Origin of the sequence: Caballeronia sp. LZ019 (genome assembly GCF_031450825.1) — a bacterium.
Lineage (GTDB): Bacteria > Pseudomonadota > Gammaproteobacteria > Burkholderiales > Burkholderiaceae > Caballeronia.
On the sequence record NZ_JARTVZ010000003.1, the window covers coordinates 501,777 to 514,753 of the forward strand.

General features: G+C 59.7%; 10 protein-coding genes. 7 read left to right on the forward strand and 3 right to left on the reverse strand.

Annotated features, from left to right (window positions below; genetic code table 11):
• Positions 1–239: 239 nt before the first annotated feature.
• Complete coding sequence (locus tag P9255_RS10740; RefSeq protein ID WP_309789467.1) at positions 240–1,433, reverse strand: glycosyltransferase; 1,194 nt, start codon at positions 1,431–1,433, stop codon at positions 240–242.
• 520 nt (positions 1,434–1,953) lie between these two features.
• Between P9255_RS10740 and P9255_RS10745 the strand changes: the two genes are divergently transcribed.
• Entirely contained in the window at positions 1,954–3,051 is a 1,098-nt protein-coding gene (locus P9255_RS10745; RefSeq protein ID WP_309789468.1) for a zinc ribbon domain-containing protein, read from the forward strand.
• Between the two features lie 65 nt (positions 3,052–3,116).
• Here the strand turns inward: P9255_RS10745 and P9255_RS10750 are convergent, their stop codons facing one another.
• Both P9255_RS10750 and P9255_RS10755 read right to left on the reverse strand, forming a co-directional pair.
• Positions 3,117–3,446, reverse strand: a complete 330-nt coding sequence (locus tag P9255_RS10750) for a hypothetical protein (RefSeq protein WP_309767844.1) — start codon at positions 3,444–3,446, stop codon at positions 3,117–3,119.
• An 83-nt stretch (positions 3,447–3,529) separates the two neighbouring features.
• Positions 3,530–5,455: an AAA family ATPase gene (locus P9255_RS10755; RefSeq protein ID WP_309789469.1), complete on the reverse strand. Its 1,926-nt coding sequence runs from the start codon at positions 5,453–5,455 to the stop codon at positions 3,530–3,532.
• A gap of 460 nt (positions 5,456–5,915) precedes the next feature.
• Between P9255_RS10755 and deoC the strand changes: the two genes are divergently transcribed.
• From deoC to P9255_RS10785, 6 genes are all read left to right on the forward strand, one after another.
• Positions 5,916–6,923, forward strand: coding sequence for a deoxyribose-phosphate aldolase (gene deoC, locus P9255_RS10760; protein WP_309767841.1), 1,008 nt, complete (start codon positions 5,916–5,918; stop codon positions 6,921–6,923).
• A gap of 25 nt (positions 6,924–6,948) precedes the next feature.
• A complete protein-coding gene (locus tag P9255_RS10765; RefSeq protein ID WP_309789470.1) occupies positions 6,949–9,339 on the forward strand; it encodes an aldehyde dehydrogenase family protein in 2,391 nt (796 codons plus the stop codon).
• Positions 9,340–9,412: 73 nt separating this feature from the next.
• A complete protein-coding gene (locus P9255_RS10770; RefSeq protein ID WP_309789472.1) occupies positions 9,413–9,883 on the forward strand; it encodes an RbsD/FucU domain-containing protein in 471 nt (156 codons plus the stop codon).
• Positions 9,883–10,818: a ribokinase gene (gene rbsK / locus P9255_RS10775; RefSeq protein ID WP_309789523.1), complete on the forward strand. Its 936-nt coding sequence runs from the start codon at positions 9,883–9,885 to the stop codon at positions 10,816–10,818. Before P9255_RS10770 ends, rbsK begins: the two co-directional genes overlap by 1 nt.
• Positions 10,815–11,858 (forward strand): ABC transporter permease, encoded by a 1,044-nt coding sequence (locus P9255_RS10780; RefSeq protein ID WP_309767837.1) that lies wholly within the window; start codon positions 10,815–10,817, stop codon positions 11,856–11,858. Before rbsK ends, P9255_RS10780 begins: the two co-directional genes overlap by 4 nt.
• Positions 11,859–11,924: 66 nt before the next feature.
• Positions 11,925–12,929: a substrate-binding domain-containing protein gene (locus P9255_RS10785; RefSeq protein ID WP_309789473.1), complete on the forward strand. Its 1,005-nt coding sequence runs from the start codon at positions 11,925–11,927 to the stop codon at positions 12,927–12,929.
• The last annotated feature ends 48 nt before the right edge of the window (positions 12,930–12,977 follow it).

Genomic DNA, 12,977 nt, shown 5'->3' on the forward strand with positions numbered 1-12,977 from the left:
CGTGCTTCGTCGAAATAAGCACCCGTTCCACTGCCGACCCGAGCTCGCTCTTGACCTCCGCAGGCAATGCGACGTCTTCCTTATCGTCATCACTCAACGATGCGAGACTGAGGATAACGACTCGGCTCATGACATGAGGCTCTTCGAAATAGGAAGGAGCATAGTAGTTCAAATGAAACGCTTTTACTATGAGCAATGTCGCCCGCACGCGCGGTGCAACGTGCACGGGAGACGCGACTTCATTTCTTCAGGACATCCGGGCTAGGCGCCGATGCAGCGTCGAATGCGTCAGCCGAAGGAATGGGAAGTGTCATCACGCGCTGCGCCTGCGCATCGAACACTTCGCGCGAAAAGCGGCGGCGAAACTCTTGCGCAATGGATGCGACCGGCACTTCCCGCGCGGCGAAAACGCGCTCGACGAAGGCATTGTGATCGCCCGGCGAAAAGAGCAGTGCGTTCGGCAAGTAGGCATCCAGCCCCGACACGCGCGCGACGACGATAGGACGCTCCGCGAGTATCGACTCGATCATGACGAGTGGCACGCCTTCGAATGCGGAGGGCAGTACGAGCGTATCGCTCGCGACGATATAAGGAAGCACGTCCGTCTTGCGTCCTAATATGCGCACGCATTCCGACAACAACGGGCTTGCTTCGACCATCGCAGCCAGTCGCCCGGAATCCGGTCCTTCACCAATGATGATCACGATGGCGCGTTTGAACGCGGCCGCATGGCGTTCGATCGATTCGAGCAGAAAGTCGTGCCGCTTGTGCTCGAAGTTGACGCGTCCGATATGAGCGATGATCGTCGTGCCGTCGTCGGGCAGGCCGAGCATCGCCCGCGCGTCTGAGCGCGTGAGTGTCGAGTGACCGAAGCGGGAATCGACGTAATTCTCGAGAATCATCGTGCGCGCGTTTGGTGCCAGAAAGCGCAGCTTGGCGCGCAAATGCTCGTTCAAGGTGACGTATTCATTCGGCATGCGATACACGCCGCGCTTTGCGAGCCACTTCGCTTTGTCGATAAAACGCGTGGTTTTAGGGCAGTCGTTGACGAGCGGCAAATAGCTGACGCTGCGTGTCCCGGACAAACGCGCGGCAAACAGGCCCGCGAGGCCCGAAACGATGGTGCCCTGAGCGATCAGCAGCTTATGCAGTTGCAGGTCGCGCAGTATGGCCGCTGTCGAACGTGACATGCGAAGCATTGCCCAGAGATTGCCGCGTATGGATTCGGCGGTATAAGGAAGGGCAATCGTCTGCACTTTGCGGTGATCTCTCGCAAGGTCGGCCACGTAGCGAAAGAGTGCCGGATTGTCTCTCGGCACAAAGATGTGCAAGGCATCGATGTCCGCGCTTTGTACAAGCGCGAGCATGAAGCGCTTGAGCATCTCTTCGTGACCGCCGTTTATGCCCGAGTCGCAATAGATTCCGACCTTCACGACGTTCTCCCTTTGTGCGCGCCTCGATGCGCGTCTTCCCGGCCGTTCTGTCGATACGGATCAACTCGTCTGTGCATGAAGACCTTTGCGACCGCTTGCTGTCGATGTCGAAGAAACATCATTGGCTGGCGCCTCATGAAGCTTAGGCAAGAAAGGACCGAAATATTAGAGCGTAATGGTTTCAAAAAGGTCTCGCGTTGGCCACCAGCGATTCTGATACGAGTTTCGAAGCCCGGAGCGTGCTGCAAGAGCATTATTGGGGCCACCTGGCAGGAATGGCTGCGCCTTTCCATCCCGACGCGCCGTATCAGAGCAACGCACGTGTGTTCAGCTTACATTCTTCCTGCTTCGAACGCTTGAACGATCGTTCGCAGGGCTATGGATTGTACCGGCGAGGAGAGTATTTTCGGCTATCTAACGGTGCATCGGTGTGCTAACGTCGCTTGTCAACTGTGAACCGTGCCGCCGACAGCGAGGCCGCACTGGCCCGATCGGCGCTGTCCGCAAGGCAGCCGGCAACTTGTATGAAGTGACGTTTGGATTCGTTCTGAACCGCGCCCCGGCACACTCGCCGTCAGATATGACCATGGATGAGCAGGAAGAGTTGCGGTCCCTTTACTCCGTGATCTGCCCTCGTTGCCAGAGCGTCTCGCAAGCGGGTGATATCGCGTGCCCGTACTGCGGGGCCGATCGACATGGAGCCGTTCTCACACGAGCCGACGAGCCGCTCGCGCCGCACGAGGAATTCGTGCAGGCGGAACTGCCTGCTTCGTTCACAGTGGGCAGTGTGAGCGTGCCTGCAACGAAGCGAAACCGTACGGCAGTGTTTGCGGTGGTCCTTGGCGTCGTCGCTGTATCTTACGGACTCGTGCGTGCCCCCTCGCACGAGAGCGCGCAAATATCGGCAGTCGATCAGGTGAGCGCCACAGGAGCCGTGCGGTCCGCAGCATCGGTCAACCGTGCAGCGCTGTCGGGCAACGACCGTGCGATGCAAACGGATACATCGCTGCGAGTAGTAGCTTTTGGCGTGCCAGTTCGATCGCCACTGCCGCCGTGCGAGGTGGAAGGCGCGGCAGCGTTCGGCCTGAGGATGTTCTGGTGCGACGCGCTATCGCTTGGGCGTCCGGTTCTGCCGCTCGGCATGAACACACCGGATAATGCGGCGGCTGCAGCGCTTACATCTGCACGGAAAGACGTCGAGTCGAGCGGTACGACGAAGAGTCGGCCCTCGACAAAATCTGAACGCAACGAATCACGTATTTACGCAAGTGCTAAAGAAAAGGAGAGCGGGAAACGGCTTGCCGGGTCACGAAAAACCATGGCGTGCGGTCACAAAAAGAGCGAAGCATGCAACGCGAAGTCGCCGGTTCGAGCATACGCGGCTGGAGAAAAGCGGCAACGCGCGCCTCACGTTGCATCGTCGGCCAGAAAGAGAGAGAACGTCGAATCCTTTCGGGGGTCGAGCATAGGCGCGAATGCCAGCAATCCCGCAATGACTTCAGCTGGCAGCTGGACGCCGCCTACCAATGCGGAACCGATCATGGCCACGGGCCAGGCGGAAAGCGGAGCGTCGTCTCAGGGAGTGAAAGCACCCAGGGGCCGCGGAGAAGCGCACTGAGATGTGCGCATATCGTTCAGTATGGCGAACGAAGCGTGATTGCGGAACCTACACCACCTCGCCGCTTACTTCTTCGCATATCTGCCGGCCACGAATCCGAGCAGAAGCCCGACTACGAGGACCACAACGCCAAGTCCCCATAACGTCAGAAGCTCCGAACGATCAAACGTGAAACGGGGCGAAACAACCGCTGCGACCTCGCGTGCATCGACTTGCGTCATTCGAGGAATTTCAGCAATCCCATAGACGCATATCTCTCCGCTCGGCAATGAGCAAAACCGGTCAGCAGGGCATTGCTTCAAAATCTTCTGCGGCGCGCCATCGCCGCACACCGCTCCTGCGCCCTTCAGCACTCGGAGCGTCACGTCGGGATACTTGGTGATTTGTTCCGGCATGAGATGGCCGCCTTCGTCGAACGAACACGGACCATCATCAATACGCCGTCGAGGCTAAAGATGCAACGAAAAATGCGCCTGCCTCAGGCTGCGAGTGCCTCGTCAATTTCGTCGATGTCCGCCACCGATCGCATTGCAGCGGCATGCTCGCGAATCAGCTTATAGACCGTTTCGCCCGGCACCGTTTCGGATTCGAGCAACTGATCGGCAATCGCGCGCAACACCGGCTCGTTAGCTTTCAGCAGCGAGAAGCACGCATCGTTCAGGTCGTGCAGAAGCTCGTTCGCATGCTCGATCGCCGTCTTGAGTTGCAAGCCTGCGACCTGCTGCGGCAGGGCGGCCAGACTGAAGAGATTGCCGTCCGTGTTGAAGCCGAATTTGGAAACCATATCCAGTCCGATTCGCGACGCTTCCTGCAAGTCATGCGCAGCGCCACTCGACGCTTCTTTGAATATCAGCAGTTCCGCATTGCGTCCACCAAGCAGCACCTGAATTTCGTTGCGCATCTCCGTTTCTCGATAGAGATGCTTGTCTTGCGTCTTGGTGATGAGCGCCACGCCCAACGCGCCACCGCGCGGCAAGATCGTGACTTCTTCGAGCACGCCCGTATTCAGCAATGCCGCGACGAGTCCATGACCCGCTTCATGAATGGCAATGCGCGTGCGTTCATCGTCTGACAACGCGCGCTCAGCACCGTTGATGTCGCCGATGCGCGCGATCTTGACCGCTTCGACGAAGTGCTCCGCGGCCACTTCCTTTTCGCCTGCCTTGCGCGCGACGAGTCCCGCCTGATTGACGATCATCGCGAGCGTGGCCGGAGAAAGGCCTGTTGTCAGACGCGCGAGCTGTGCGAAGTCGATGTCGCCAGCCTTTGTTTTCAGGTTTGCCCCATAGAAACGCAAGATCTTCTCGCGGTCCTCGATATCCGGCAGCCGCACTTGAATTGTTCTATCGAAGCGGCCCGGGCGACGCAGCGCTTCGTCCAGATTATCCGGGTGATTCGTCGCCGCGACGATAATTACGCCTTCGTTGGATGCAAAGCCATCCATTTCCGCAAGCAATTGATTGATGATGCGGTTGCTCTCCGTTTCGACCGGTCCGCCGCCCGTGTCCGTGCGCTTCCCCAGGCCGTCTGCTTCGTCGATGAAGATCACGGTCGGCGCGTTCTTGCGCGCGAGCTCGAACAAGTGCTTCACCTTCTGAATGCCGACGCCATAATACTTGGCGCTGAAATAGCTGCCCGTGATCGCAATGAAGTTCGCACCGCACTCGCCGGCGAGCGCCTGGGCAAGCCGTGTCTTGCCGACGCCGGGGCCGCCGGTCATCAAGATGCCGCACGGCGCGCGCACGCCCATGCCGGTGAATTGCGCGGGCTCCGTGAGCCACGCGCGAACGTCGGCAAGCGCGGCCTTTGCCTCGCCCGCGCCGATGACATCGTCGAAGCGCATCGTCGGTGACTTGGCGAGCAACTGCGCGCCGCCGCGCATTTCGCGGCGCATGAACCACAGGAGACCGCCGACCATGAGTACCGGCAAGAGCACGCTGAGCACATCGCGCAGACGGTCGAAGCTGTCGGTCCAGCGCGCCATTCCAGTCTGTACATTTGCGTCCGGCAGCCAGACGAGCTGGTAAGGCGCCTTGGCGCCTGACTTTAGATCGCCAACCAATAATGCGTTGGAGAATGAGCCGTTATGGTCGGCTACGAAGTATTTCTCGCCGCTTTGTGTGGACACCAGAATGGCGTCGCGACTTACACCGATTGCCGTGACCGCATTCGAGCGCATATCTCCCGTCAGTTGGGACACGTCCTTCTCGCGGTGCGTCCAGGGCGTCGCGTCTGTGCGCATCTCACTTGCAACACCGGGCAGCGCCAATGATTCATGTTGCGGCAGGGCCGCATTGTGACGCCAGATCAAAGCGGTCGCGGCGGCGGCCAGTGCGGCGACGGTCAAGCCATATACGAAGAAGCGGCCAAAGCGTGACCGCAAAAGATTCCTTACCGGTTTCATCTGGCAAATCCTGGACGGGTCGCGCCCGGCGGCCCTTTGATCTAAGCCGGAGCGCTTGGCGTCCGGGTGTGTCGGAATGCTTCGGTGGTGGGATGCCCGCCGTGCTCGGCTTGACGATTGACCTTGAACCGCTAGGGAGAAAGTTGCTTAGTGCATTGCCATTTTAACGGCAGACGGTGCGTGTTCTTGATTGAGACGCTGGAAAGCGGTAATAGCTACGCAAAACTCACTGCAGTCATGCGCCTTTGCACACCGTCGTCGAGAATAGCACAGCATTTAAGCGCGTTCCACGCGGTAATTAGTGCAGGTCCGGCGTGCACCCTCGAAGCCGCCTCCAAGCTGGATTCGGATCGCGCGTCTCCGCGATTTCCCTATGTTACGATCGTAACAACACTGCGTTAAACTGAGATCAACCTATCAAAACGTGTTGTGCGTCGTCCGTGCGCAACTACAGGATCTCATGGTGGAAACAGCTTCGAAGTCCGTCGTCGCATGGCCGGGCAAAGCGCAAACTCACGCGAGCGCTCGAAATCCGGGCGTGCCTTTTGACCTCGCGTGGCTGGATGGACTGCGAGTGAATCAGTCGGCTGTCTCGCGCAGATCATCCACGCTCGGCACACGCCGCACCGTCAAGAAGGACGCGCAAGCCGCGTGGCTGCTCAAAGCCATTACGTGTATAGACCTGACCACCCTGAGCGGCGACGATACCACCGCGCGTGTCGAACGCCTGTGCGCTAAAGCGCGCCGTCCTTTGCGCGACGATCTGCTCGATGCGCTCGGCATGTCGGCTCAGCCGATTACGACAGGCGCGGTCTGCGTCTATCACCGCTTTGTCAGAGCGGCCGTCGATGCGCTCGAAGGCAGCGGCATTCCAGTGGCGGCCGTGTCCACCGGCTTCCCTGCCGGACTGAATCCTCATGCACTCAAGCTGAGAGAAATCGAAGCATCCGTGGCGGATGGCGCTAAGGAAATCGACATCGTCGTGACGCGCGAGCATGTGCTGACAGGAAACTGGCAAGGGCTTTATAGCGAGATGCGAGACTTCCGCGCGGCTTGCGGCGATGCACATGTCAAAGCCATTCTTGGCACCGGCGACATTCGCACTTTATCCAATGTCGCTAAAGCGTCGATGATCTGCATGATGGCCGGCGCGGATTTCATCAAGACTTCGACCGGTAAGGAAAGCGTCAACGCCACGCTCGACGTATCGCTCGTCATGGTGCGCATCATTCGCGAGTATCTCGCGCGCACCGGCGTAGCAGTCGGCTTCAAGCCAGCAGGCGGCGTCTCTACGGCCAAGTCCGTGCTTCAGTACCAGATACTGATGAAGGAGGAGTTGGGACGCGCGTGGCTCGAGCCGGAGTTGCTGCGCATCGGTGCTTCCAGCCTGCTTGCCGATATCGAACGGCAACTCGAACACCATGTAAGCGGACGCTATTCGGCGTTCAATCGTCATCCGGTCGCTTGAATCAAGCACTCAAACATAAAGCCTCATGAGCGTAGCCGAATACTTCTCTTCAATGGAATACGGACCTGCACCGGAAGACGATTGCGCTGCGCGCGCATGGCTCGACGAACACGCCGGCCGCTTCGGTCACTTCATCAACGGCGCGTGGCGCAATGGCGCCGATGACGAGCGCTTCGATTCTCGCGAACCGGCGACGGGTCGCGTGCTCGCATCGGTCGCGCAAGGAACGAGTGCGGACATCGATGCCGCCGTGCAAGCCGCGCATGAGGCGCTAGAGTCGTGGCAAGGCATCGGGGGAGCCGGGCGAGCTCGGCATCTTTATGCGTTGTCGCGTATGGTTCAGAGACACAGCCGTCTCTTTGCCGTGCTCGAATCGCTCGACAACGGCAAGCCGATTCGTGAGTCGCGCGATATCGACATCCCCCTCGTTTCCAGGCACTTTCTGCATCACGCGGGATGGGCGCAACTGCAAGACAGTGAATTTCCGCATTGGGCTCCGCTTGGTGTCATCGGGCAAATCGTTCCCTGGAATTTTCCGCTGCTGATGCTCGCCTGGAAGATTGCGCCTGCGCTTGCGCTCGGCAACTGTGTCGTGCTTAAGCCTGCGGAATATACGTCGCTGACTGCATTGCTTTTTGCCGAGCTTGCGCATCGCGCAGGCTTACCCAAGGGTGTGCTCAACGTCGTCACGGGCGATGGCCGCACGGGCGCAGCGCTCGTCAAGCATCCGCGTGTCGCCAAGATCGCATTCACGGGTTCCACCGAAGTCGGCCGCCAGATTCGCGCGACGACTGCGGGATCGGGTAAGTCGCTTACGCTCGAATTGGGCGGCAAGTCGCCGTTCATCGTATTTGACGATGCCGATCTGGATTCCGCCGTCGAAGGCGTGGTCAACGCGATCTGGTTCAATCAAGGCCAGGTGTGTTGCGCAGGTTCGCGTTTGCTCGTTCAGGAAGGCATAGAGGCCCGGTTCATCGACAAGCTCAAGCGCCGCATGGAAACATTGCGCGTGGGGTCCTCGCTCGATAAGGGCGTCGATATGAGCGCTATTGTCGATGACGTGCAGCTCGAACGCATCTGTGCGCTCGTTGCCAGGGGAGAAAGCGAAGGCTGTGCGATTCATCAACCGTCGCGCCTTGCGTTGCCGGAAGGCGGCGCATACTTCCCGCCGACGCTTATCACGAATGTCGCTCCCGCTTCGACGCTCGCGCAAGAGGAGATATTCGGCCCTGTGCTCGTGACGATGAGCTTTCGCACGCCGGAAGAAGCGGTCGCGCTGGCAAACAACACACGCTATGGCCTCGCCGCCAGCGTATGGAGCGAGAATATCAGCCGCGCACTGGATGTCGCCCCGCGCCTGCAATGCGGTGTCGTATGGATCAATGCGACGAATCTCTTCGATGCGGCCGTAGGCTTTGGCGGTTATCGCGAATCGGGATTCGGCCGCGAAGGCGGACGCGAGGGCATATACGAATATCTCAAGCCCCGTGCGTGGGCCAGGCTGCCGATACGCGAAGAAGCGAAAGCGCTTCCGATAGAGTCGGGTCCGGTAGTCAACACGGGCAACGTCAGTGCAATCGACCGCACCGCCAAACTCTATATCGGCGGCAAGCAGGCACGTCCCGACAGCGGCTACTCGCGCTTCGTGCGCGCGCCGTCGGGCGCGATCGTCGGGGAAGTGAGCGACGGAAGCCGCAAGGATATTCGCGACGCCGTCGCTGCGGCGCGAGGCATGACGAAGTGGGCAACCGCGACGGCGCACAATCGCGCGCAGGTGCTTTATTACCTTGCGGAAAATCTTAGTGCGCGTTCAGAAGAATTCGCGCGGCAACTCGTATTGCGTGCGGGCTCGAGCGAGCGCGACGCCAAGCGAGAAGTGGATGCATCGATTGCGCGCTTCTTCACGTATGCTGCATGGGCCGACAAGTTCGATGGCGCCGTGCATGCGCCGCCGCTACATGGCGTTGCGCTTGCCATGCATGAGCCGCTTGGCGTAATCGGTATCGTGTGTCCGGACGAAGCGCCTTTGCTTGGCTTCGTTTCGCTGATTGCGCCTGCCCTTGCGCTGGGTAATCGCGTAGTCGTGGTGCCGAGCGAGACATGTCCGCTCATGGCGACCGACTTCTATCAGGTCGCGGAAACGTCGGACGTGCCGGGCGGGGCGCTCAACATCGTTACTGGCGATGCTAAGACATTGGCGCAGACGCTTGCGAAGCATGACGACGTCGATGCGCTCTGGTGCTTTCATGGCGCGTCGCTGTCGGCAATGGCCGAGCGCGAGTCGGTCGGCAATCTGAAGCGAACCTTCGTCGACCAGGGGCGCGTCTTCGACTGGCACGATGCGTCGAGCGAAGGCTTGCCGTTCATGCGTCAGGCGATACAAGTCAAGAATATCTGGGTGCCGTACGGGGATTGACGGGAGCATTCATTTACAAAGATCAACGGGCGTAGATTTCGAATGAGACACGTCCACGCATGGAGGAGACGCTGTGCTGAAGAACATTGATCCGCTGCTTAACGCTGACATTCTTTACGCGCTTGCCGCTATGGGTCATGGCGATGAATTCGTGATTTGCGACGCCAATTTCCCCGCCGATTCCGTCGCGCGTCAAACGGTGCTTGGCAAGCTGTTGCGTGTCGATGGCGCGACTGCGCCGCGCGTCGTGCGTGCGGTTCTGTCGGTAGTGCCTCTCGATACTTTCGTCAACGATCCCGCGGGCCGCATGGAAGTGGTCGGCGATGCATCCGCGTTGCCCGCCGTGCAGCAGGAAGCGCAACGCGAAGTGAACGAGGCCGAAGGACGCGCGCTCGATTTTGCACCTATCGAACGCTTTGCTTTTTATGAGCGAGCCAAGAAAGCCTATTGCGTCATCGCGACAGGCGAAGCGCGCGGGTATGGCTGCTTCATCTTCAAGAAGGGCGTGCAGCTTGCACCCGATGCACCGCAAGGGGTTGCATGATGAGCGGCAGCGTCGTCATTCTCGGCATCTACGTGACTGACCTTGCGTTTCGTGCGCAACGCATGCCTTTGTTAGGCGAGACGGTAGCAGGCTCCGCGTTTGCAATGGGACCTGGCGGCAAGGGCTCGAATCAGGCGGTCGCGGCTGCGCGTGCCGGGGCGGACGTGATCTTCTGCACCCGCATCGGTAACGATGCGTTCGGCAAGATCGCGCAAGAGACATGGGCGGCGGAAGGCATCACGTCGCGCGCCACGGTCGTCAACGAAGTGGCTACGGGCGCTGCGCACATCTATGTCGATGAGATTACGGGCGGCAATGCGATCATCGTCGCGGCAGGTGCGGCAGGCACGCTCGGCCCTCAGGATGTCGATGCCATCGAAGCGGATATCGCGCGTGCCGCCGTATTCGTTACGCAACTCGAGCAGCCTATTCCGGCCGCACGGCGCGGACTCGAACTCGCGAGGAAGCACGGCGTGACAACGGTATTCAATCCTGCGCCCGCGTTGCCGCTTGCCGACGACATTTTTCCGCTTTGCGACTACATCACGCCCAATGAAACAGAGGCGGCCGCATTGACCGGCATAACGGTTTCATCCGTCAACGATGCCCGGCGCGCAGCGACCATTCTGCTAGAGAAAGGCGCAAGCGCCGCCATCATTACGTTGGGCGCGGCAGGAGCACTTCTACACACTGCGAATGAATCGGTGCTCGTGCCGGCCTTCGATTGCGGACGTGTCGTGGAAACGGCAGGCGCGGGCGATGGTTTCACCGGTGGCTTCGCAGCCGCCCTGGCACGCGGCGATAGCCCGATCGAAGCCGTGCGCTTCGGCTGCGCCCTTGCAAGCATATCGGTGACGCGCGCGGGCACCGCGCCTTCCATGCCGCGCCTCGACGAAATAAATGCGCTGCTAGGCGAAAGGAGCGTTGTTCAATGAAGGCGTCGAAGTGGCTCGCCGACCGGCAATTCAATTTTCTCGTCGGCGTGAATCTGCTTGTGATCATCGTCGCGACGTGGCTTTCGCACGGCCAGTTCCTCGATATCGACAATCTGCAGTCGATGGGCGGCCAATTGCCGGAGCTGGGCTTGCTCGCACTCGGCATCATGCTTTCGATGGTGTCGGGAAATGGCGGCATCGACTTGTCCGGTGTGGGGCTTGCGAACCTCTCCGGCATGGTCGCGGCGATGCTCTTGCCGCAGTTGATATCCGCCGATGACTCGCCCGCGCTCTATACCGCCGTCTTCGTATGCATCGTCGTGGCGATGGGCCTGATCGGTGGCTTGCTCAACGGTGTCGTCATCGCCAGGTTAAGACTTACGCCTATTCTATGCACGCTCGGCACTCAGTTGCTGTTTACGGGCATTGCGGTCGTGCTGAGCAATGGCGCTTCGGTGCGAGTCGAATATGTCGATCCATTGTCGAATATCGGGAACGGCGTCTTTCTGCAAGTGCCCATTTCGCTCTGGATCTTCATCGCGGCCGTTCTCTTGCTCGGCTGGATTCTCAAGCGCACGCCGTTCGGCTTGCGGCTGTATCTCATGGGCACCAATCCCAAGGCTGCGTTCTATGCCGGCATTCCGCGCGCGCGGATGCTGATTCTTACTTATGGCATGTGCGGTGTGCTCGCATCGCTAGCCGGTCTCATCAGTGCAACGCACACTTCCAGCGCAAAGTGGGATTACGGCAATTCGTATCTTCTGATCGCTATCCTGATAGCGGTGATGGGCGGCGTGAACCCGGCAGGCGGCTATGGCCGCATTGTCTGTGTGTTTCTCGCGGCGACCGTGCTGCAATTTCTGTCGAGCCTCTTCAATCTGCTTGGCGTCTCGCAGTTCTTCGGCGATTGTGCCTGGGGCTTTCTGTTGCTGGCGTCGCTTGCTTTCGCGGGTGGCGAACGCGTCCGCGCCATCTTTGGCATCGGCGGCGCCGCGCCAGGCACCAAGATTCCACCGCCCCCCGCATCGACAGGACGTTGATATCTGCCGCGTGATTGCTTCAAAAGACCAATCGAAATCTATTCGAAACATAAAGGAGACAGCGCAATGAAGCTCAGGAAATTCGGCACGGCTCTTACGGCAATCGCGCTTGCCGCAGGCGCCATTGCAGCCGCGCAGGCTGCGACTAACCAGACCATCGTCACCGTTGTCAAGGTGACCGGCATCAACTGGTTCAATCGCATGGATGACGGCGTCAAAGAGTTCGGCAAGGAGAATCCGAACATAAGCGTGTATCAGACAGGCCCCGGCCGTGCGGACGCCGCGCAGCAACTCAAGATCATCGAAGACCTGATCGCCAAGAAAGTGACGGCAATCGCAGTGGTTCCCTATGATCCGCCGACGCTCGAGCCCGCATTGAAGAAGGCAATGGATCGCGGAATCAAGGTCGTTACGCATGAAGCCGACAACGCCAAGAACACGATGGTCAACATCGAGGCGTTCGATAACACCGCCTATGGCGCGGGCCTGAACGAACGGCTTGCGAAGTGCATGGGACAACAGGGCAAATGGGCCGTGCTCGTCGGCTCGCTCGGCAGCCGCTCGCAAGTGCAATGGGCCGATGGCGGCATCGGCAATGCCAAGGCCAAATATCCCAAGATGGACCTGGTCGAGCCTAAGCTCGAAACCAATAACGACGGCGAGCGCGCTTATCAGGTCGCCAAGGAAGTGTTGCGCAAGCATCCGGACCTGACTGGTTTTCAAGGCTCTTCGTCACTGGATGTGATCGGCATCGGGCGCGCGGTGGAGGAAGCCGGCAAGGTCGGGAAGATCTGTGTCTATGGCACCGGCTTGCCGACGGAAGCAGGCAAATTCCTCGAGAGCGGCGCGATCAACGGCATTGCCTTCTGGGATCCGAAGCTCGCTGGCATTGCGATGAACAAGGTCGCGCAGATGCTCATCGATGGCAAGTCGGTGGAGAACGGCGCGGATCTCGGCATTACCGGCTATAACAAGGTCACTGTGAGCAAGGGACCGGGTAAAGGCGTGATCGTGCGCGGCACCGGCTGGGTGGATGTCGACAAGACGAACTACAAACAATATCCGTTCTGATGTAAGGCTTGCGGCGCGTGTTCTCAAGCCACGCGCCGCGCGAATCAT